We start from the raw sequence: 19,773 nt of genomic DNA on the forward strand, positions 1-19,773 counted from the left end.
GTCCCATGTCGAAGCTCATCGCATTTGACCAGGAGGCCCGCGAAGGCCTCCAGCGCGGTGTCGACACGCTGGCGGACTCCGTCCGCGTGACCCTCGGCCCCAAGGGCCGCAACGTGGTGCTGGACAAGGCCTTCGGTGGCCCGACCGTCACCAACGACGGTGTCACCATCGCCCGCGACATCGACCTCGAGGACCCCTTCGAGAACCTCGGTGCGCAGCTCGTCAAGTCCGTCGCCGTGAAGACGAACGACGCCGCCGGTGACGGCACCACCACCGCCACCCTGCTCGCCCAGGCGCTCATCAGCGAAGGTCTGCGCAACGTGGCCGCCGGCGCCAGCCCCATCGGGCTCAACAACGGCATCGCCGCAGCGACCGAGAAGGTTCTCGCCGCACTGGGCGAGCGCGCCCGGCCGGTCGCCGACAGCGCCGCGGTCGCCAACGTCGCCACCGTCTCCTCCCGGGACACCGAGATCGGTGCCAAGGTCGCCGAGGCGATGGAGAAGGTCGGCAAGGACGGTGTGCTCACCGTCGAGGAATCCCAGTCGATGGCCGACGAACTCGTCATCACCGAAGGCGTCTCCTTCGACAAGGGCTACCTGTCGCCCTACTTCGTCACTGACGAGGAGACCGGCCAGGCCGTCCTCGAGAACGCCGTCGTCCTGCTGGTCCGCGAGAAGATCAGCTCCCTGCCGGACTTCCTGCCGCTGCTGGAGCAGGTCGCGAAGGCGGGCAAGGAACTCTTCGTCGTCGCCGAGGACGTCGAGGGTGAACCGCTGCAGATGCTGGTCGTCAACTCGATCCGCAAGTCGATCAAGGTCGTCGCCGTCAAGGCGCCGTACTTCGGCGACCGCCGCAAGGCGTTCATGGACGATCTCGCCATCGTCACCGGCGGCACCGTCGTCGACAAGGAACTCGGCGGCTCGCTCGCCGAGACCACCCTCGACCAGCTCGGCTCCGCCCGCCGCATCACCGTCACCAAGGATGACACGGTCATCGTCGACGGCGCCGGCACCGCGGAGGCCGTGGAGGCCCGCCGCACCCAGCTGCGCGGCGACATCTCGCGCACCGATTCCACCTGGGACCGGGAGAAGCTCGAGGAGCGGCTCGCGAAGCTGTCCGGCGGCGTGGCCGTCATCCGTGCCGGTGGCGCGACTGAGACCGAGGTCAACGAGCGCAAGCTGCGCATCGAGGACGCGATCAACGCCGCCCGCGCGGCCGTGCAGGAAGGCGTGATCGCCGGCGGTGGTTCCGTCCTGGTGCAGATCGCCGGTGAACTCGACGAGCTGGCCGCCGCCTCCGAGGGCGACGAGGCCGTCGGTGTGAAGGCGCTGGCCCGTGCACTGCGCCGCCCGACCTACTGGATCGCGGACAACGCCGGTCTCGACGGCGCCGTGGTCGCCGCCAGGACCGCCGAGCTGCCCAACGGTGAGGGCTACAACGCCGCCACCGGTGAGTACGGCGACCTGCTGGCCGCAGGCATCATCGACCCGGTGAAGGTCACCCACTCCGCGGTGGTCAACGCGACCTCCGTGGCCCGGATGGTGCTGACCACCGAGACCGCCGTCGTCGACAAGCCGGCGGAGCCGGCTGCCGCCCCGGCCGGTCACCAGCACTAGCCCGCCCGGCTGACACGACCGCCGTGGGGTGGTCCTGAACTTCAGGACCACCCCACGGCGGTCGTCTGTGCTGTGTCAGGCGTGTCGGGTCAGGCGGGGACCCCGGCCGGGTGGCGGCGTCCCGCGCGCCGGTTCAGGGCGACGGCCCGCTCAGCCTCGCTCATCCCGCCCCAGATGCCGTAGACCTCGCCGGCGTCGAGTGCGTGGGCACGGCACCGGTCGAGGACCGGGCACTGCCGGCAGATGGCCTTCGCGCGGTGCTCGCGCAGGGCACGGGCCCGGCCACGTTCCCCGTCCGGGTGGAAGAAGACCGCCGAATCAGCTCCCCGGCAGGAACCGTGCAACTGCCATTCCCAGAATGTCGATGTGGGGCCCGGAAGGTCGCTCGGCTGCGGCATATGCTCGTCTCCTCGGTAGGTGGGGCGGTACGGGGGTGGTCGGGTGGGACCGTCGTGTCCGGCCCGTCGGAATACAGCGTGCTCCGCGGGTGTGAACACCAGGTAACGGTCTCTTGTGCGCGAGATGACGATTGTCCGGTGTCGGGGCCCGGTGGGGAACTGTGGTAATTTCCTTGTGATTCCTGACCCCCGACCGGGGTCGACGACGTGAGGCGGCAGACGACAGCAGACGATGAGTGACGACACCGAGGACACCGACGAGAGGCTGGCGCGACTCGTACCCGCCGCCGTGACAGGGGACGCCCGCGCCCTCCAGGATGTCATCGACCTCATCCACCCCCAGGTGGTCCGCTACTGCCGGCTGCGGGTCCCCGCGACGCGCTACCCCACCCCGGAGGACCTCGCCCAGGAGATCTCGCTGGCGGTGGCGCGCGCCGTCCCGAACTACGAGGACCGGGGAAAACCCTTCATGGCCTTCGTGTACCGGATCGCCGCGAACAAGATCGTGGACGCCCGCCGGTCGCAGTCCAGGGACCTGTCGGTGCCCACGGACGAGGTGCCCGACAACACGCCCTCGGGCGACACGCCGGAGACGCTGACACTGGAGGACAGTGCGAGTAACGAAGTCGCTGAACTGCTCGATCACCTCAGTGAGAAAGCACGGAGAATCGTGACACTCAGGGTATTCGGTGGCTATTCCGCCGAGGAGACGGCCGCCATCGTCGGCTCGACGGCCGGAGCTGTGCGTGTGGCACAGTTCCGGGGTCTGGCGAAGATGCGGGAGATCCTCGAGGCACGGGGAGAACACCGTCAGAACACGAGGACGCAGTGATGGACGACGACAGGATCAGGGAGACCGACCGGCTGATCGACGAGTTCGGCGCCGGCGGCACTCCGCCGCGCGCCGCCGCCGACGATCCGCTGTGGGCGCTGCTGGCGGAGGCCCGCGACGAACTCGACCGTGACATGCCCGCGGCACCCGACGTGACCGGGAGTGCCGGGGACGCCGGGGACGCGACCGTCGTCCCGCTGGCGGCCGGACGCCGGCGCCGTAGCCGTCGTCGCCTGCTGCGCCACACCGGACGCGCCGCCGCGACCGGTGGACTGTCGGTCACCGGCATGGTCATCGCGGGCGGGGTCGCTGCGGCACTCGCCGTCGGCGGATTCAGTGTCGCCGCCGTCAACGGCGGTATCCCCGGTATCGGCGGCGGCAGTGGGGTGACCGACGAGCAGATGGCCGGCGACGAGGGGTCGTCGACCTCCGGGAGCACCACGACCGGCCCGGTGGACACCAGCCGTGCCCCGTCGGGGCCCGCGCGGGAACCGGGGACGTCGGACCGGCCCGAGGCGCCCGCCCGCCCCGGTGACCCCGGTCGGCCGACGACGGGGAAGACCCCCACCGACCCCGGTCGGGCCACTCCGGCGACCCCGGCGCCGGCGGACGGCTCCGACGGCGGGATGGTCATCGCCGGCGGTGAGGACGGGACGACCGACGGTGCCTCCGACGGACAGACCGGCGGACCGGGCATGACGGCACTCATGGGACCGGCCCAGAGCGGCAGCCCCTCGTCGTCGTCGGAGTCCTCCACGCCGGAGGAGCCGACCGGGGAGACCGGCACCGGCGCCGGGAAGGATCCGGGCGGGGCGGTGACCCTCCGGGAGCCGAAGGAGGCCGACCGCGGGGGTTCCGGCAGTTAGCTGTACTTCCCCCGGGGAGGTCGTGGACACCCGACCACCGGGATGACGTGGAAGAACCCCTGCGGTGCCCCGGATGTCCGCGGAACGAACCGACAGGTCGACGGCCCGGCCCCCGTGTCGACATGACGAACCGGCAGGTCGAAAGATCCGCCCCGGAGCAGCACCTGGGTTCGTTCCACCGACCTCCCCGGGGCACGGGTGACCCCTCGGTTCTGAAAACCGACATCCGCAGGATCCGACCGGACGCGGGCTGAGGCCCGGACCGAGAATCGGTCTCAGCGGGAACGCGCCGGCCGGACGCCGGTCAGAGCCAGCGGCGGTGGAAGGCGCGCGGGCCGCTGTTCATCCAGTCGACGGCGTCCGCGTAGCCCGCGCAGTACTCCCAGGACACGTAGCGGTCGGGATCGGGGGCGGCGCTCGGCTCGTGGACCGGTGCCGCCTCCTCGTTGAGCATGGTGGTGAGGTTGGCGATGATGATCGGCCAGTCGTAGAAGTGCTCCTCCCCGCACTCCTCACACATCATGGAGATGCCCCGGACCCCCCGGGGCTCGAGCAGCCGGCGGAAGCAGCGCACGTTCTCCAGGTCCTCCTTGACGGCGTCCCGTTCCTCCGCGCTGAGCGGCCCGTCGACCCCGTCATAGAGGTCATCGGGCTCGAGGAATGACGCCGGGTCGTTCGGGTCACCGGCGAAGGGATCCGGGGGCATCAGGGAATCGTCGAAGTTCACGCCTCCCACCGTACCCCAGTCGGAAGGAGGGCCTTTTCCGGGGTTTTCCTGCGGGGGAGGTACGCTGGCCGCATGAGCGACGCGCAGTACGTGACAACCGGTGGAGACGACCCGAGGAAGGTGGAGCTCGTCGGACTGACATTCGACGACGTCCTGCTCATCCCGGCGGCGTCCGACGTGATCCCCTCGGAGGTCCAGACCTCCACCCGACTGACCCGAAACATCACCCTCAATGTGCCGATCATCTCCGCGGCGATGGACACGGTCACCGAGTCCAGGATGGCCATCGCGATGGCCCGCCAGGGCGGGATGGGAATCCTGCACCGCAACCTGTCGATCGAGGACCAGGCCGGTCACGTCGAGGTCGTCAAGCGCAGCGAGGCGGGCATGGTCACCGATCCGGTGACCTGCACCCCGGAGATGACCATCGGCGAGGTGGACGCGATGTGCGCCCACTACCGGATCTCCGGCCTCCCGGTCGTCGACGGGGCGGGGAAGCTCGTCGGCATCTGCACCAACCGCGACATGCGTTTCGAGGAGGACTTCTCGGCGAAGGTCGCCGACGTGATGACGAAGGAGAACCTCGTCGTCGCCCAGGAGGGGGTCTCCGCGGACGCCGCCCTGCGGCTGCTGCGTGAGCACAAGGTCGAGAAGCTGCCGATCGTCAACGGTGACGGCAAGCTCACCGGGCTCATCACCGTCAAGGACTTCGCCAAGCGCGAGGAGTACCCGAACGCGGCGAAGGACGGCTCCGGCCGCCTGCTGTGCGGTGCCTCCATCGGTACCGGCGAGGATTCCTGGCGCCGGGCCGGCGCCCTCGTCGACGCCGGGGTGGACGCCCTCGTCGTCGACACCGCCCACGCCCACAACACCGGCGTGCTCGAGATGGTCGCCCGGGTCAAGAAGGAGTTCGGGGACAGGATCGACGTCATCGGCGGCAACCTCGCCACCCGCGGCGCCGCCCAGGCCATGATCGACGCCGGCGCGGACGCCATCAAGGTCGGCATCGGCCCGGGCTCGATCTGCACCACCCGCGTCGTCGCCGGCGTCGGTGCCCCGCAGATCACCGCCATCCTCGAGGCCGCGACCGCCGCGCGCAAGGCCGGCGTCCCGATCATCGCCGACGGCGGTATGCAGTACTCGGGGGACATCGCCAAGGCGCTGGCCGCCGGGGCGTCCTCGGTCATGCTCGGCTCCCTGCTCGCCGGCACCGCCGAGGCGCCGGGCGAGATCACCGTCGTCAACGGCAAGCAGTACAAGATGTACCGCGGCATGGGTTCGCTGGGCGCGATGAAGGGCCGCGGCCTGCACGGCGAGAAGCGGTCCTACTCCAAGGACCGGTACTTCCAGGCCGACGTCACCAACGAGGAGAAGCTGGTGCCGGAGGGCATCGAGGGCCGTATCCCGTTCCGCGGCAACGTCGACTCGATCGTCTACCAGATGGTCGGTGGCCTGCGGGCGGCCATGGGCTACACCGGCTCCCACACCGTCAGCGACCTCAACGACGCGCACTTCGTGCGGATCACCGGTGCCGGCCTGCGGGAATCCCACCCGCACGACATCCAGATGACCGTCGAGGCCCCGAACTACTACCAGCGCTAACCGCCGGACGAAGGAACACACACCATGCAGGATCAGGTCAGTATCGGCATGGGCCGGACGGCCCGGCGGGTCTTCGGACTCGACCAGGTCGACATCGTGCCCTCCCGCCGGACCCGTTCGTCCCACGACGTGGACACCACCTGGAAGATCGACGCCTACCGCTTCGCCATCCCGGTGATGACCCACCCGTCGGACGCCGTGGTCACCCCGGAACTCGCCGTGGAGTTCGGGAAGCTCGGCGGTCTGCCGGTCATCAACGCCGAGGGTCTGTGGGGCCGGCAGGCGGACCTCGAGGGTGCCCTGGCGAAGGTCCGGGCCGCCGCGGGCGGGGATGACCCGCTGGGCGTGCCGGCCCCCGGCTTCGCGGCCCAGCGGGTGCTCCAGGAGCTGCACGCGGCCCCGGTCGACCACGGGCTGCTCGCCGAACGCATCGCCGAGGTCCGGGACTCCGGTGTCACCTTCGGTGTCCGCGTCTCCCCGCAGAACGCCCGGGCCCTCGCCCCGGAGCTCATCAAGGGCGGTCTCGACCTGCTGGTCATCCAGGGCACCCTGATCTCCGCCCAGCACGTCTACTCCGACGGTGAGCCGCTGGACCTGCGGGAGTTCGTCGGTTCACTGGACGCCCCGGTCATCGCCGGCGGTGTGGTGGACTACACGACCGCCATGCACCTGATGCGGACCGGCGTCGCCGGGGTGATCGTCGGTGCGGGCACGACGACGAACACGACGACACTGGGCATCGACGTCCCGATGGCCACCGCCGTCGCGGACGCCGCCGCGGCACGGCTCGACTATCTCGACGAGACCGGCGGCCGCTACGTCCACGTCATCGCCGACTCCGAACTGTCGTCGTCCGGCGACGTCGCCAAGGCCATCGCCTGCGGTGCGGACGCCGTCTCCCTCGGCGCCCCGCTCGCCGTCGCGGAGAACTCGGGCGGCCGGGGCTACTTCTGGCCCGCGGTCGCCGCCCACCCCAAGCTGCCCCGGGGTGAGGTGGACGCCGTCGCCGGCGCCTACGGCACCCTGACCCGGGACGCCGTCCCGCTGGAGAAACTGCTGTTCGGGCCCACCGACAACCCCTACGGCGAGGAGAACCTCGTCGGCGGGCTGAAGCGGTCGATGGCCAAGTGCGGCTACACGGACCTGAAGAGTTTCCAGAAGGCTCCGCTGGTCGTGCGCTGACCTGCCGTCCCCCTCTTGTGGAGACGTGGTGGGCGGCGTAGTTTCTCCGCTCATGCAGCATGCACAGGGCGCGTCACCGATGCGCCTGGACGCCTTCACGGCACAGAACCCCCGACCGCTCCGCACCCCGGCGAAGGACGACCGTCACCCCTGGTGGCAGGTCCTCTGCCTGTCCGGGGTCGACTACTTCTCCACCCTCGGCTACCAGCCGGGCATCGCCGTCGCCGCGGCCGGCGCCCTGGCGCCGGTGGCCACCGTCATCCTCGTCCTCGTCACCCTCTGTGGGGCGGTGCCGGTGTACCGCCGGATCGCCCGGGAATCGCCGGACGGGCTCGGGTCGGTGGGCATGCTCGCCCGGATGGTGACGGGCTGGAAGGGCAAGCTGCTCATCCTCGTCCTCCTCGGCTTCGCCGCCTGCGATTTCCTCATCACCATCTCCCTGTCCGCCTCGGACGCCGCCGCCCACCTGCTGAGCAGTTCCTCGGACCCGTGGATCATCCCGGTGACCCTGGCGCTGCTGGCGCTGCTGGCGGTGGTCTTCTTCCGCGGCTTCGCCGAGGCCGTCCGGGTCTCCGTCGTCCTGGTCACCGCCTATCTCGGACTGACCACGGTCGTCGTCGTGCGCGGCCTGTGGCGGATCGTCACCGAGGGCGGCCACGTCGCCGACTGGACGGCCTCCCTGTCGGCGGCGCATTCCTCGCCGTGGGCGATGGTCGCCGTCGCGGTCATCGTCTTCCCGAAACTCGCCCTCGGCATGTCCGGCTTCGAGACCGGGGTGTCGGTGATGCCGTTGATCCGTGGCGACCGCGGGACCCGGATCCGCCACGGCCGTCGCCTCATCCTCACCAGTGCGGTGGTGATGAGCGGCTTCCTCGTGGCGTCCTCGCTGTGTGTGACGATGCTCGTGCCCGGCGACGCTCTGGCGGAGGGCGGTCCGGCGAACGGTCGCGCGCTGGCCTGGCTCGCCCACGAGGAGTTCGGTGACCTGTTCGGCAACGTCTACGACACGGCGACCATCGCCGTCCTGTGGTTCGCCGGCGCTTCGGCGATGGCGGGGCTGCTCGCCCTGATCCCGAAATACCTGCCGGTCTACGGGATGGCCCCGGAGTGGGCGCGCCGGTCCCGGCCGATGGTGGCGGTGCTCACCGTGCTCGCCGTCGTGCTGGTGCTCGTCTTCCGGGCGGACGTGGACGCCCAGTCCGGTGCCTATGCCACGGGCGTCCTCGTCCTGCTGACCTCCGGTGCGGTGGCGGTGACCGTGTCGGCGGCCCGGGCCGGGCAGCGCCGCCGTCGCATCCTGTTCCTCGTGGTGACCGCCGTGCTCGGGTACACGACGGTGGCCAACGTGGTGGAGCGCCCGGAGGGTGTGAAGGTCGCCGCGTGGTTCATCGTCGGGATCCTGCTGGTCTCCGTGGTGTCGCGGACGCGCCGCTCGCTGGAACTGCGGGACACCGGGATTCGCTATGACCGGGCGGCGGAGAACATCCTGCACGCCGCCGTCGCCGGGACCGGGGAGCTGCGGCTCGCCCCGTACGCCGGCGGCACCGACGGAGAGTACGGCCGGGTCGACCGCCGGATCCGGCAGACCAACCGGCTCGTCGACGACCGTCCGCTGGTCTTCCTGGAGATCGTCGTCCGTGACCCCAGTGACTTCGCCAGCCCGCTGGAGGTCACCGGTCGGTCCGTCGACGGCGTCCCGGTGCTGCAGGTCGCGGCGACGGCGGTGCCCAACGCCGTCGCCGCGCTCGCCCTCGACATCCGGGACTTCACCGGGGTGGTGCCGGACATCTACTTCTCCTGGGAGGCGGCATCGCCGGTCCGTGAGATGCTGCGGTTCCTGGCCGTGGGGAGGGGGGAGAATGCGGCGGTGACCCGCGAGATCCTCCGCCGGGTCGAACCGGAGGCGGGACGCTGTCCGCGGGTGCACGTCGGGTAGGGTTGTGGGCGTGACGCACCCACAGAATCCCAGCAGCCCGGGTAATCCGCGCCCGGTCCTCGTGGTGGATTTCGGGGCCCAGTACGCGCAGCTCATCGCCCGACGCGTCCGCGAGGCCCGGATCTACTCCGAGGTTGTCCCGCACACGATGTCCGCCGAGGAGGTCGCCGCGAAGAATCCGGCGGCGCTGATCCTCTCCGGTGGTCCCTCCTCCGTCTACGCCGACGGCGCCCCGGCCCTGCAGCCGGGTCTGCTGGACCTCGGCGTGCCCGTCTTCGGTATCTGCTACGGCTTCCAGGCCATGACGGACGCCCTCGGCGGCACCGTCTCGCAGACCGGTGACCGTGAGTACGGCCGGACCGACGTCACCGTGGACGGCGGTGCACTGCACTCCGGCTTCGAGTCGACCCACAAGGTCTGGATGAGCCACGGGGACGCCGTCTCCGAGGCCCCGGCCGGCTTCACCGTCACCGCGCACTCCGCCGGTGCCCCGGTGGCCGCCTTCGAGTGCCCGGAGAAGCACATGGCCGGCGTGCAGTACCACCCCGAGGTGCTGCACTCCCCGCACGGTCAGGAGGTGCTGACCCGCTTCCTGTACGACATCGCCGGTCTGGAACCGACCTGGACCGCCGGAAACATCGCCGAGCAGCTCATCGACGCCGTCCGTGAGCAGGTCGGCCCCGAGGGACGTGCGATCTGCGGCCTGTCCGGCGGCGTGGATTCCGCCGTCGCGGCCGCCATCGTGCAGCGTGCCATCGGCGACCGGCTGACCTGTGTCTTCGTCGATCACGGCCTGCTGCGGCAGGGTGAGCGCGAGCAGGTCGAGCATGACTTCGTCGCCGCCACCGGTGCGAAGCTGGTGACCGTCGACGAGCGGGAGGCCTTCCTGTCCAAGCTCGCCGGGGTGACCGATCCGGAGGCCAAGCGCAAGGCCATCGGTGCAGAGTTCATCCGCTCCTTCGAGCGTGCCGTCGCCGGTGTGCTGGCGGACGCCCCGGAGGGTGCCAGCGTCGACTTCCTCGTCCAGGGCACCCTGTACCCGGACGTGGTGGAGTCCGGCGGCGGTTCCGGTACCGCGAACATCAAGAGCCACCACAATGTCGGCGGCCTGCCGGACGATGTGGAGTTCACTCTCGTCGAGCCGCTGCGTCTGCTGTTCAAGGACGAGGTCCGTGCCGTGGGCCGGGAGCTCGGTCTGCCCGAGATCATCGTCAACCGGCAGCCCTTCCCGGGGCCCGGTCTGGGCATCCGCATCATCGGTGAGGTCACCGCGGAGCGGCTGGAGATCCTGCGCAGCGCGGACGCCATCGCCCGTGAGGAGCTCACCGCCGCCGGCCTGGACGACACGATCTGGCAGTGCCCGGTCGTGCTGCTCGCCGACGTGCACTCGGTCGGTGTCCAGGGCGACCACCGCACCTACGGTCATCCGATCGTGCTGCGTCCGGTCACCAGTGAGGACGCGATGACCGCCGACTGGACCCGGGTGCCCTATGAGGCGCTGGAGACGATCTCCACCCGGATCACCAACGAGGTCGCGGAGGTCAACCGTGTGGTGCTCGACGTGACCAGCAAGCCGCCGGGAACCATCGAGTGGGAGTGAGTCCACCGCTCCCCGGGCAGTGACAGGCCCCCGTCCGGACGGTGTCCGGGCGGGGGCCTGCCGTCTGCGGGGTCAGCGGCCGCGGCGGGCCCGGGTGGCCGCGATGTCCCCGAGTTCCTTGGTGCCGTCGATGTGGGGGATCATCTGCCAGGTGAAGGCGGCGGCGACGCCCCAGACGATGACGGCGATGACCCAGTTCGCCGGGTGGATGCGCAGGAGAGCGAGGAGTGCGAGCGCCAGGGGGATCAGAGGGAGGGCCTGTCGGACGCGGATTCCGGTGGGGTCGTCGGAGGCCTCGACAGCGGCGGTGACCGCCCGCCGGTAGGGGTGGCCGGCGAGGACCCCTGTCCCGGCGGCGAGGAACAGGACGACCGCGATGATCTGGTAGACCACCGGCACCGGGGTGGCGGTGACGCCCGCGGCGGCTCCGATGAGGACGGCGGCCGTGTGATGGACGGTGCGGGGAGTGACGGGGGTCGGGTCGGTCTTCTCGCTGCGGGCCATGGAGAGCCAGTGTACCGGGCACCCGGTGTGCTGCCGGTGTTCCGGTCCGGGGGCGGCGGTGCAGGACGTTTGACGGTGTTCCGGGGCGGGTCTAGTCTCGACGTACATCGAACGCATGTTTGATATGACGCGACCGGCCGGAGTTCCGGTGTCCGGGGTCGGGTGTACACCTGTGACCGGTAGCTGAACAGGTGACATGCACTGCTGAGAGGAGGTGTGTCCGGTGGCCGCAGATGTCGCTGACGTGGTCGAAGAACTGCGCGGCAGGATCACCCGTATTACCGGGGAGCCGGCGGACCCGGCGGCCCCGGCAGCACCGTCGCCGGCCCGGCCGGTGGACGGCGTCCCGGTGCCCGCGTGGCTCGGCCGGCACCTCCGGCGGGGCGGGCTGCCCCGGTCCGCGGTGACCGCCGCGACGGACTGCCCGGCCGCCCTGGTGGATCTGCTGGCCGGGGTCACCGCCGCCGGGGGCTGTGCGGCGGTGGTCGGGTACCCCGCCCTGGCACTCGGCGCGGTCGCGGCCGCCGGCGGGGACCTCGACCGGCTGGTCATCGTCCCGGATCCGGCGCCCCATGCCGTCGCGGTGCTGGGCACCCTGGTGGAGGGGCTGGACCTCGTGCTCTACCGTCCGGCGAAGCCGGTCGCCCCGACCGCGGCACGGCCGGTGGACGCCCGGCTGCGGCGCAGCCGGTGCGCCCTCGCGGTCTGCGGCGGCCCCCGGGTCTGGCCGGGGTCACGGCTGCACCTCGACTGGCGGGTCGACGGCGTCACCGGACTGGGCCACGGTTCCGGACGGATCCGGGGAGTGGAACTCTCGGGCCGGGCCTGGGGCCAGGGTCAGCCGCCCACGACCTTCCGGACCGTTCTCGGTGCCGGGGACACCGCGGCCGCCGGGGCTGCACCGGAGGCCCGCCCGGCTCTGCAGGAGCGTGCGCTGTGACACCGGCCGGCCGGACCATCGTGCTCTGGTTCCCCGACTGGCCGGTGTACGCCGTCGCCGCGGTCCACGGCTGGGATCTGCTGGCCCCCGCCGTGGTGGTCGCCGACCACCGTGTCCACGCCGCGAACGCCGCCGCCCGGCGGGCGGGGGTCCGGGCGGGGATGACGCGGCGTCGGGCACTGGCCGCCTGCCCCACGCTCCAGGTCGGGGACGTCGACGGGACCGCGGAAGCCGCCGCCCATGAGGAGGTGCTCACCGCCCTGGAACCGGTCGCGGCGGGGATCGACACCCTGCGCCCCGGACTGCTGGCCTTCCCCGCCGGGTCGCTGGCCCGTTACCACGGTTCGGAGGCGCGGGCCGCGGAGCTGCTGGTGGACGCCGCCGCCCGGGCCGGCGCGGACTGCCTCGCCGGGGCGGCGGACGACCTCGTCACCGCCGTCTGGGCGGCGCGCCGCGGCCAGGTCGTGCCGGTGGGCGGATCGGCGCGGTGGCTCGCCGGACAGCCGCTGGAGATCCTGCTCTCCGAGCCTGCGCTCGGCGTCCCGACGGCGATGGTCGGGGTCCTGGCGGACCTCGGCATCCGGACCCTGGCGGAGTTCGCCGCCCTGGCACGCCGCGACGTCGTCGGCCGGTTCGGACGGGAGGCGGCCGCCTGGCACCGCACCGCGTGCGGCGAACCGGACCGGACCGTGGCCCCGGCCCGCCCCGGCGAGGCCCCGGCCGCCCGGGTGGAACCCGGGGAACCGGTGGCGGACACGGGCACCGCCGCCTTCCTCGCCCGCCGGGCGGCCGCCGAACTGCATGCCCGGCTCGCCCGGGCCGGCCGGTCCTGCCTGCGCCTGTCGGTGAAGGCCACGCTCGCCCCGCCGCCGGACTATGACGGGCCGCTGACCGTGGAACGGCTCTGGCGGTGCCGGGAACCGTTGACCGAGCAGGACACGGCCCAGCGGGTGCGGTGGCAGCTCGACGGCTGGCTGACCCGGCTGCGGTCCCGGACCGGTGATGCCGGCGACTCAGGTGACGTGACCGGCGACGGGGCCGGGATCTGCGCCATCGACCTCGTCCCGGTCGAGACCGTGCCCGCCGGTGAGGTCGTCGAGGCCCTCTGGGGTGGCCCGGACGAGGGGATCCGCGCCGCCCGGGCGGCGGCGGCGCGGGTGCAGGCCCTCATCGGGACCCGCGCGGTGCTGCGTCCGGTCCGCCGGGGCGGACGGACGGTCACCGGGCAGGTGCTCGGTGTGCCCTACGGTGAGGAGGACCCGGACGAGGTGCAGGCCCTGTCCACCCGCGACTGGGAGGGGGGACTGCCCGCCCCGCTGCCCGGACTGCTCGACGCCGCCGAGGTCCGGCTGCTCGGCGCCGACGGGGCACCGGTGGCCGTCACCGGTCGGGGTCTGGTGACCACCGCGCCGGTGACACTGGTCCACGACGGCCGGGAGTACGCGGTCACCGGCTGGGCCGGACCGTGGCCGGTCGACGAACAGTGGTGGTCGGCGACGGGGCACCGCTACGCCCGGTTGCAGGTCGCCACCGACGGCCCCGCCGCCCACCTGCTGATCTGCCGGGGTGGTGTGTGGCGGATCGACGGGACGTACTGAGCCGGTCTCAGCGGCGGACCGCAGCCTGCACAGCCTCCGCCACCGGGGTACCGCCGTGATTGAGTTCGAGGATCTGACGGGTGATCTGCGGTTCATGGAGCAGCTCGGCCATCGTGTCCGCGACATCCTGGCGCGGGACATCCCCGTGCAACTCCGCCGGGCCGAGGGCGATCCGTCCGGTCCCCGCCTCGTCGAGCAGTACGGCGGGCCGGAGGATGATCCAGTCGAGGTCACTGTGGGTGAGTGCCTGATCGGCATGCTTCTTCATGTCCATGTAGTGCTCGAAACCGGCACCGAGATGGCGTTCGCGCCAGGCCTCCGGGAAGGCGGAGACCAGGCCGAACCGGCGGATACCGCGGAGATCGGCGGCGGCGATCGCGGTGACGACACCGCCGAAGTCGATCGCGGTGGTCTGCTCGGCCGTTCCGCCGCCGGCGCCCGCGGTGAAGACGAGGGCGTCGACATCGCCGGTCAGTTCGGCGAGTCCCTCCGGAGTCAGTGCGGTCAGATCACCCACTGCGGCGACGATGCCCGCGTCCTGCAGGGCGGACTGCTGGTCCGGGCGACGGACGAGGCCGGAGACCGTGTCGCCGCGGTCCTGCAGGGAGCGGGCGAGCAGCGAACCGACGCGACCGGTGATGCCGATGATGAAGATCTTCATGATGTGTGGTCCTTCGCTGTGTCAGTCACGGTCGTCGGTGACGGCCATGAGAATGCGGGTGAGTGACCGGCAGGCGTCCGCGGCGGTGGTGCCGCCGTCGAGGACGCAGCGGGCCAGGGCGTCGCCGGCCCCGGTGAAAGCGGCCATGTCCCGGTCGGCGACCTGACCGCAGAGCGGCTCGAGCGCCCGACGGCACTGGGCGAGGTAGACATCCTCGGCGTCCTTCCGGACCCGACGGAGTACCGCGGAACCGGTCAGCGCGGCGGAGACGTCGCGCAGCTCGGTCCCCTCGGTGAGGCAGCAGTTGATGTATGCCCCGGCGATGACGGCCGCGACCACGGGAAGCTCCGGTGGAGTGCTGTCGAGCGCGGCGGTGAGCGCCTCGCGTTGGGCGTCCTTGCACTCCCGGAAAATCTCGGTGAGCACCCCGGCACGGTTGCCGAAATGGTCGTAGATGACAGGTTTGGTCACACCGGCACGGGCGGCGAGCCGGTCGAGGGTGAAACCGTCCGTGCCGACTTCGTCGATCAGGTCGCGGGCGGTGGCGAGCAGCTGGCTGCGGCGTTCGGCCCGGGGAAGTCGCTGTCGGGGTGTCTGGTTCGCGGTCACAGGGGGTAACCTACCACCGGTAAGTTACCGGAAGTATATTAGCTCGCCCGGAACACTGTTTCCGGCGGCTAGACTGGCACCATGCCCACCACCCGAAACCCCCGGTCAGGACTGTGCTCGGACCTCACGGACGAGCCGCTGCCCGGCACCGCGAAGTCCGGCCGGCTGACCCTCGCCCTGGAGTACCCCCACGGCTGGGGGCGGGACATCCTCGACGGGGAGGCGCTCGGCCGTGATCTCGCCCGGCGCATCAGCAGGTACCTCAAGGCCAACGGCGCACAACTGCAGTTCATCCGCCGCCCCGGCCGGGCGGGCCAGCAGGTGACCGGACCCGCGACACTCTTCATCGCGGACGCCGTCGGCGGGACACTCAGCCGGCTCAGCATCGACGGTCCGGACGCCCTGCCGGACGTCGACCTGTCCACGCCGGACGCGGTGCCGGGGGCCGTCCGCGTCGACCACCCGCTGCTGCTCGTCTGCACCCACGGGAAGCGGGACCGGTGCTGTGCGGTGAAGGGGCGTCCGCTCGCCGGGGCGCTGGCGGAGAAGTACCCCGACCTGGTGTGGGAATCCTCCCACACCAAGGGCCACCGGTTCGCCCCGTCGATGATCCTGCTGCCGCAGAACTACTCGTTCGGACGCCTCGACGTGTGCGGGGCGGACCGCCTGCTCACCGAGGTGCTCGCCGGGCGGCTGCCGCTGGCCGGGAACCGCGGTCGGGGCGTGTTCGACAGCGTGGGACAGGTCGCCGAACTCGCGGTCGCCGACCGTCTCGCCGCCGCCGGGGAACCCGTGGCACCGGGGGAGCTGACGGTGGGCCGGCCGGAGAAGGCGGCGCGGCCTGCTGCCGGTGCAGATGATGCCGCCGCCTATGCCGCCGTGACCGCGGCCGTCGACCCGGAGCTGCGGCGCCGGGCCGGCGAACTGCTCGCCGAACGCCTCGAGATGAAGACCGTCGGTCGCGGCCGGGAGCTCAAGCAGCTCAAGCACAGCGACCACTTCCGGCCGGTGGCGGAGTTCCAGCAGGCACTGCGGGAGGCCGCGGCGGCGCAGGGACTGGGCAGCCGGGAGAAGACAGGGGAGAAGACACGGGAGAACCCCGTGGTGCGGGTGGACCGGGGCAGCGGCACCGGCGCGCGGTCCTGGCTGGTGACCCTGGAATCCCGGACCTGCTGGCCGGTCGTCTCCTCGTGCGGGGACGCCCCGAAGGAGGGCCGGTCCTGGACGGCCGTCGATGTCGCCGAGGTGACCCCGGCTACCGCCGCATGACGTCGATGACCAGGCGCGTGGGGGAGGAGAGCAGGTTCACCCGGAACTCCGGGTTGCGGTCCGCCAGTCCGACGACGACCCGCTGCTGACCCTCGAACGCCCCGGCGGCCTTGACCGACCGGATCGCGCCGGTGTCCTTCGCGAGCTTCACCGGGGGTGTGGCGTCCTTCCCGGCCGCGGCCCGGTCCGCCGTGGCGTTCATGTCGATCCCGCGCAGGTCGATGGTCATGGCCTGGCGGCCGGAGAAGTCCACGGGCAGCCCGGAACCGTCTGCGGGGGGGTGGTCGGTCAGGCCGACATCCCAGCCCGGGGAGCCGGTGCCGTCGAATTCGACGACGACCCGGTCGTAGGTCGAGTGTGCGCCGACCCGGATCTGGGCGGCGACGAGAGCCGTGCCGTCCCCGGGCAGGACGTTGACGGGCTGGCTGCCGGACAACGGCCCGTCCTCGGTCTCCGGGGTACCGAGTTCGGCGCCGGGGGCGGAGACGGTCGCGGCGGAGGCCGGATGCGTCGTGCTCGGCACCGGGGAATCCCCGTCGTCCGAACAGGCGCTGAGGACCGCGGTCCCCGCCACCAGCACGGCGGCAAGAGCGGCAGAGACGGCAGAGACGGCAGAGACGGCAGGGACACCGGTCCCCGGAGTTCGGGGGAGACCGGGGCGGGACGTCATAGCGACCGAGGTTACCGGCGCATCACCTTACGGGCCAACCAGTTACCGAACAGCTGGGCGATCTGCACGATGATGATGATCGCGACCAGTGTCACGTAGGTGACGTTGTTGTCGAAGGCACGGTAGCCGTACTGGATGGCGAAGTCACCCAGACCGCCGGCGCCGATGTAGCCGGCCATCGCGGACATGTCGATGATGGCGATGAACATGAACGTCGCGCCGAGGATCAGCGGGCCGAGCGCCTCGGGGATGATCACCGTGAAGATGATCCGCAGCGGGGAGGCGCCCATCGCCCGGGCGGCCTCGATGACACCGGGGTCGATGGAGACGAGGTTCTGCTCGACGATGCGGGCGGCGCCGAACGCCGCGGCGACGATGATGGCGAAGGTGGCGGCGTTGATGCCGAGGATCGACCCGACGACGATCTTCGTCAACGGGCCCAGGGCGGTCAGCAGGATGATGAACGGGATCGGCCGGACGATGTTGACCAGCACGTTGAGGACCCAGAACACCGGCCGGTTCGCCAGTACCCCGCCGGTCCGGGTGGTGTAGAGCAGCAGCCCGATGACCAGGCCGATGATCCCGCCGCCGACGAGACCCCAGATCGCCATGTAGAGGGTCTGCCAGACCGAGTCCTGGAACATCGGCCGGAGGTACTCCCAGTCGGTGTCCTTGGCGAGGAGGGTGACGGTGCTGTCGGTGAGGCTCATCGGATCTCCTCGATCTCGGTCGTCGTGGTCAGGGAATCGTGGAAGTGCTGGACCGCGGCCTCCCCCGCGGCGTCCTGCGCGGTGAGCCGGACGGTGAGGCGTCCGAAGGAGTGGTGCTGCAGGGTGGTGACACCACCGTGGACGATGTTGACACTCACCCCGGCCCGCTCGGCCTCGGAGACGGCGTGGAAGAAGCCGGCGCCCTCCTGCATGGTGACGGTGAACAGGCGTCCGGTCCCGGTGCGCAGCTCATCGGCCTCGAGGAGGTCCGGGGTGTTGCGCAGTGAGGTGGAGACGAAGTTCGCCGCCGTGTCCGTCTTCGGGTCGGAGAAGACCTCGTAGACGCTGCCCTGCTCGACGACCCGGCCCTGCTTCATCACCACGACGGCGTCGGCGATGGTGCGCACGACCTCCATCTCGTGGGTGATGACGACGATGGTGATGCCGAACTCCTCGTTGACCTTGCGGAGCAGTTCCAGCACCTCGTGGGTGGTGGTGGGGTCCAGCGCGGAAGTCGCCTCGTCCGCCAGCAGCAGGGAGGGGTTGGTGGCCAGGGCGCGGGCGATGCCCACCCGCTGCTTCTGACCGCCGGAGAGCTGCTCGGGGTAGGAACGGCCCTTGTCCGCCAGGCCGACGAACTCGAGGAGCTCGGCCACCCTCGTCTGCCGCTCGGCCTTGCCCAGCCCCTGCAGTTTCAGCGGATAGGCGATGTTGCCGGCGACGGTGCGGGAACTCAGCAGGTTGAACTGCTGGAAGATCATGCCGATGTTGCGGCGGATGCCGCGCAGCCGGCGCTCGGGGTAACCGACGATGTTCTCCCCGTCGAGGAGGATCTCGCCGCTGTCCGGGACATCCAGCCCGTTGATCTGACGGACCAGGGTGGACTTGCCGGCGCCCGAGAAACCGATGATGCCGACGATCGAACCACCGGGGATGTCGATGGAGACGTCGTCGAGGGCGGTGATCTCCTTCTTGCCCTGCCGGAAGGTCTTGGTGACGTGCCGGAACTCGACGGCGGTCCCGGTGCGGGTGGCGGTGCTGCTCATCAGCTCCTACTTCTTGTCCTGGTCGCGGAACTTCTGCTCGGTGTCCTCGAGGATCTTCTTGAGCTCCTCGGGGGACTTCTTCACCTCGATGGCGGTGCCGGCGGTGTCGTCGGCGACGGCCTTCTGGACCTCGGGGGAGTGCCAGATCTCGACGAGCTTCCTGTAGTCGGCGTTGTCGACCTGGTCGGCGGTGGTGACGAAGACGTTGATGTAGGGCTGGGCCTCCGGGGCGTCCGGGTCGTCCTTGATGACGGCGTCATTGGCGTCGACACCGGCGGACTGGAGGAAGTTGTTGTTGATGGAGGCGACCTTGCCGTCGTTGTAGGCGACAGCGGTCTGGGAGGCGTCCACCGCGGTGACCTTGACCTTGGACTTCGACGTGTCGATGTCGTTGGGGGTCGGGGCGAGGATGCCGTCCTTCTTCAGGGTCACCAGACCGTTCTGGACGAGGACGAGGATGGCGCGGCCGCCGTTGGTCGAGTCATTGGGGACGACGACCTCGCCGGCCTTCTCGATGTCCTCGACCGACTTGGCGGTCTTGGAGTAGACGCCCATCGGGAAGATCTCGGTGGCGCCGAACGGCAGCAGGTCCTCACCGGAGTTGACGTTGGACTCGGCGAGGAACTGGATGTGCTGGAACTGGTTGGTGTCCAGGTCGCCGTTGGCGAGGGCCGGGTTCGGGGAGTTGTAGTCGGTGAAGCTCTTGATCTCGACCTTGAGCCCCTCCTCGTCGGCCTTCTTCTCGAAGGCGCGCCACTGGCTCTTGTCGGCCTCGGTGGAGCCGATGGTGATCACGCTGTCGTCGTCGTTGCCGTCGGAGGCGCAGGCGGTGAGGCCGGCGGCCAGCCCCAGTGCGGCGGTGGCGGCGGCTGCCCGTCGGAAGAGGGTGCTGCGTCGGATAGTCATAGGGGTCTCCTGAACTGGTCGGATGAAACGTCGGTGATTCCGGTTGATGGTAGTAGTAGTACCCCGGAATGGACCGCTCTGTCTAGTCGGGATCTTTTCAC

Annotated in this window: 19 protein-coding genes; 10 read left to right on the forward strand and 9 right to left on the reverse strand. The window is 70.9% G+C overall.

Annotation, left to right across the window (positions count from 1 at the left end; all coding sequences use genetic code 11):
- Positions 1-5: 5 nt before the first annotated feature.
- Complete coding sequence (groL, locus tag FSW06_RS12860; RefSeq protein ID WP_010119946.1) at positions 6-1,616, forward strand: chaperonin GroEL; 1,611 nt, start codon at positions 6-8, stop codon at positions 1,614-1,616.
- A gap of 89 nt (positions 1,617-1,705) precedes the next feature.
- Here the strand turns inward: groL and FSW06_RS12865 are convergent, their stop codons facing one another.
- Positions 1,706-2,014, reverse strand: coding sequence for a WhiB family transcriptional regulator (locus FSW06_RS12865; protein WP_010119945.1), 309 nt, complete (start codon positions 2,012-2,014; stop codon positions 1,706-1,708).
- Positions 2,015-2,246: 232 nt separating this feature from the next.
- Here FSW06_RS12865 and shbA point away from each other — a divergent pair, with 232 nt between their 5' ends.
- Both shbA and FSW06_RS12875 read left to right on the forward strand, forming a co-directional pair.
- Positions 2,247-2,846, forward strand: a complete 600-nt coding sequence (gene shbA / locus FSW06_RS12870; protein ID WP_010119944.1) for an RNA polymerase sigma factor ShbA — start codon at positions 2,247-2,249, stop codon at positions 2,844-2,846.
- Positions 2,846-3,712: a hypothetical protein gene (locus FSW06_RS12875; protein WP_010119943.1), complete on the forward strand. Its 867-nt coding sequence runs from the start codon at positions 2,846-2,848 to the stop codon at positions 3,710-3,712. Before shbA ends, FSW06_RS12875 begins: the two co-directional genes overlap by 1 nt.
- A 304-nt stretch (positions 3,713-4,016) precedes the next feature.
- Here FSW06_RS12875 and FSW06_RS12880 read toward each other — a convergent pair whose 3' ends face one another.
- On the reverse strand, positions 4,017-4,418 hold the full coding sequence (locus FSW06_RS12880) for a DUF5319 domain-containing protein (RefSeq protein ID WP_040430020.1): 402 nt from the start codon (positions 4,416-4,418) through the stop codon (positions 4,017-4,019).
- 93 nt (positions 4,419-4,511) lie between these two features.
- On the opposite strand from FSW06_RS12880, the gene guaB reads away from it, so the two are divergent.
- Genes guaB through guaA form a run of 4 tightly spaced genes read left to right on the forward strand, consistent with a single transcriptional unit; the run spans position 4,512 to position 10,759 of the window.
- Positions 4,512-6,041 carry an IMP dehydrogenase gene (guaB, locus tag FSW06_RS12885; protein ID WP_010119941.1) on the forward strand — a complete coding sequence of 510 codons (1,530 nt, stop codon included), beginning with the start codon at positions 4,512-4,514 and terminating at the stop codon, positions 6,039-6,041.
- Positions 6,042-6,065: 24 nt separating this feature from the next.
- Complete coding sequence (locus FSW06_RS12890; RefSeq protein WP_010119940.1) at positions 6,066-7,223, forward strand: GuaB3 family IMP dehydrogenase-related protein; 1,158 nt, start codon at positions 6,066-6,068, stop codon at positions 7,221-7,223.
- Positions 7,224-7,275: 52 nt separating this feature from the next.
- On the forward strand, positions 7,276-9,159 hold the full coding sequence (locus FSW06_RS12895) for an APC family permease (RefSeq protein ID WP_414120660.1): 1,884 nt from the start codon (positions 7,276-7,278) through the stop codon (positions 9,157-9,159).
- A gap of 10 nt (positions 9,160-9,169) precedes the next feature.
- Positions 9,170-10,759, forward strand: coding sequence for a glutamine-hydrolyzing GMP synthase (guaA, locus tag FSW06_RS12900; protein ID WP_050801960.1), 1,590 nt, complete (start codon positions 9,170-9,172; stop codon positions 10,757-10,759).
- Between the two features lie 72 nt (positions 10,760-10,831).
- Here the strand turns inward: guaA and FSW06_RS12905 are convergent, their stop codons facing one another.
- Positions 10,832-11,263 carry a hypothetical protein gene (locus FSW06_RS12905; RefSeq protein ID WP_010119937.1) on the reverse strand — a complete coding sequence of 144 codons (432 nt, stop codon included), beginning with the start codon at positions 11,261-11,263 and terminating at the stop codon, positions 10,832-10,834.
- Positions 11,264-11,486: 223 nt separating this feature from the next.
- Here FSW06_RS12905 and FSW06_RS14985 point away from each other — a divergent pair, with 223 nt between their 5' ends.
- Positions 11,487-12,203, forward strand: coding sequence for a hypothetical protein (locus FSW06_RS14985; RefSeq protein ID WP_273053077.1), 717 nt, complete (start codon positions 11,487-11,489; stop codon positions 12,201-12,203).
- Positions 12,200-13,801, forward strand: coding sequence for a Y-family DNA polymerase (locus FSW06_RS12915; RefSeq protein ID WP_211354170.1), 1,602 nt, complete (start codon positions 12,200-12,202; stop codon positions 13,799-13,801). Before FSW06_RS14985 ends, FSW06_RS12915 begins: the two co-directional genes overlap by 4 nt.
- A 7-nt stretch (positions 13,802-13,808) precedes the next feature.
- Here FSW06_RS12915 and FSW06_RS12920 read toward each other — a convergent pair whose 3' ends face one another.
- Together FSW06_RS12920 and FSW06_RS12925 are read right to left on the reverse strand one after the other, a co-directional pair.
- Positions 13,809-14,462 (reverse strand): SDR family oxidoreductase, encoded by a 654-nt coding sequence (locus FSW06_RS12920; protein WP_010119928.1) that lies wholly within the window; start codon positions 14,460-14,462, stop codon positions 13,809-13,811.
- 21 nt (positions 14,463-14,483) lie between these two features.
- Entirely contained in the window at positions 14,484-15,071 is a 588-nt protein-coding gene (locus tag FSW06_RS12925; protein ID WP_010119926.1) for a TetR/AcrR family transcriptional regulator, read from the reverse strand.
- A gap of 81 nt (positions 15,072-15,152) precedes the next feature.
- On the opposite strand from FSW06_RS12925, the gene FSW06_RS12930 reads away from it, so the two are divergent.
- Complete coding sequence (locus tag FSW06_RS12930; RefSeq protein WP_010119924.1) at positions 15,153-16,340, forward strand: sucrase ferredoxin; 1,188 nt, start codon at positions 15,153-15,155, stop codon at positions 16,338-16,340.
- Here FSW06_RS12930 and FSW06_RS12935 read toward each other — a convergent pair.
- The 4 genes from FSW06_RS12935 to FSW06_RS12950 are packed head-to-tail and all read right to left on the reverse strand — an operon-like array spanning position 16,327 to position 19,672.
- On the reverse strand, positions 16,327-17,010 hold the full coding sequence (locus FSW06_RS12935; protein ID WP_139024433.1) for an AMIN-like domain-containing (lipo)protein: 684 nt from the start codon (positions 17,008-17,010) through the stop codon (positions 16,327-16,329). The genes FSW06_RS12930 and FSW06_RS12935 overlap by 14 nt on opposite strands.
- Before the next feature lie 11 nt (positions 17,011-17,021).
- Positions 17,022-17,720 (reverse strand): methionine ABC transporter permease, encoded by a 699-nt coding sequence (locus FSW06_RS12940; protein WP_010119921.1) that lies wholly within the window; start codon positions 17,718-17,720, stop codon positions 17,022-17,024.
- The gene (locus FSW06_RS12945; protein ID WP_010119920.1) at positions 17,717-18,766 is read right to left on the reverse strand and encodes a methionine ABC transporter ATP-binding protein; all 1,050 of its coding nucleotides are present in this window, start codon (positions 18,764-18,766) and stop codon (positions 17,717-17,719) included. Before FSW06_RS12945 ends, FSW06_RS12940 begins: the two co-directional genes overlap by 4 nt.
- A gap of 6 nt (positions 18,767-18,772) precedes the next feature.
- Complete coding sequence (locus tag FSW06_RS12950) at positions 18,773-19,672, reverse strand: MetQ/NlpA family ABC transporter substrate-binding protein (RefSeq protein ID WP_010119919.1); 900 nt, start codon at positions 19,670-19,672, stop codon at positions 18,773-18,775.
- Between the last annotated feature and the right edge of the window lie 101 nt (positions 19,673-19,773).

Source organism: Corynebacterium nuruki S6-4 (genome assembly GCF_007970465.1).
Taxonomy (GTDB): Bacteria; Actinomycetota; Actinomycetes; order Mycobacteriales; family Mycobacteriaceae; genus Corynebacterium; species Corynebacterium nuruki.

Excerpts from the sequence above, each read along its gene's own strand:
- groL (WP_010119946.1), top strand. The coding sequence starts at position 6 with ATGTCGAAGCTCATCGCATTTGACCAGGAGGCCCGCGAAGGCCTCCAG.
- FSW06_RS12865 (WP_010119945.1), bottom strand. The coding sequence starts at position 2,014 with ATGCCGCAGCCGAGCGACCTTCCGGGCCCCACATCGACATTCTGGGAA.
- shbA (WP_010119944.1), top strand. The coding sequence starts at position 2,247 with ATGAGTGACGACACCGAGGACACCGACGAGAGGCTGGCGCGACTCGTA.
- FSW06_RS12875 (WP_010119943.1), top strand. The coding sequence starts at position 2,846 with ATGGACGACGACAGGATCAGGGAGACCGACCGGCTGATCGACGAGTTC.
- FSW06_RS12880 (WP_040430020.1), bottom strand. The coding sequence starts at position 4,418 with ATGCCCCCGGATCCCTTCGCCGGTGACCCGAACGACCCGGCGTCATTC.
- guaB (WP_010119941.1), top strand. The coding sequence starts at position 4,512 with ATGAGCGACGCGCAGTACGTGACAACCGGTGGAGACGACCCGAGGAAG.
- FSW06_RS12890 (WP_010119940.1), top strand. The coding sequence starts at position 6,066 with ATGCAGGATCAGGTCAGTATCGGCATGGGCCGGACGGCCCGGCGGGTC.
- FSW06_RS12895 (WP_414120660.1), top strand. The coding sequence starts at position 7,276 with ATGCAGCATGCACAGGGCGCGTCACCGATGCGCCTGGACGCCTTCACG.
- FSW06_RS12905 (WP_010119937.1), bottom strand. The coding sequence starts at position 11,263 with ATGGCCCGCAGCGAGAAGACCGACCCGACCCCCGTCACTCCCCGCACC.
- FSW06_RS12920 (WP_010119928.1), bottom strand. The coding sequence starts at position 14,462 with ATGAAGATCTTCATCATCGGCATCACCGGTCGCGTCGGTTCGCTGCTC.
- FSW06_RS12930 (WP_010119924.1), top strand. The coding sequence starts at position 15,153 with ATGCCCACCACCCGAAACCCCCGGTCAGGACTGTGCTCGGACCTCACG.
- FSW06_RS12935 (WP_139024433.1), bottom strand. The coding sequence starts at position 17,010 with ATGACGTCCCGCCCCGGTCTCCCCCGAACTCCGGGGACCGGTGTCCCT.
- FSW06_RS12940 (WP_010119921.1), bottom strand. The coding sequence starts at position 17,720 with ATGAGCCTCACCGACAGCACCGTCACCCTCCTCGCCAAGGACACCGAC.
- FSW06_RS12945 (WP_010119920.1), bottom strand. The coding sequence starts at position 18,766 with ATGAGCAGCACCGCCACCCGCACCGGGACCGCCGTCGAGTTCCGGCAC.
- FSW06_RS12950 (WP_010119919.1), bottom strand. The coding sequence starts at position 19,672 with ATGACTATCCGACGCAGCACCCTCTTCCGACGGGCAGCCGCCGCCACC.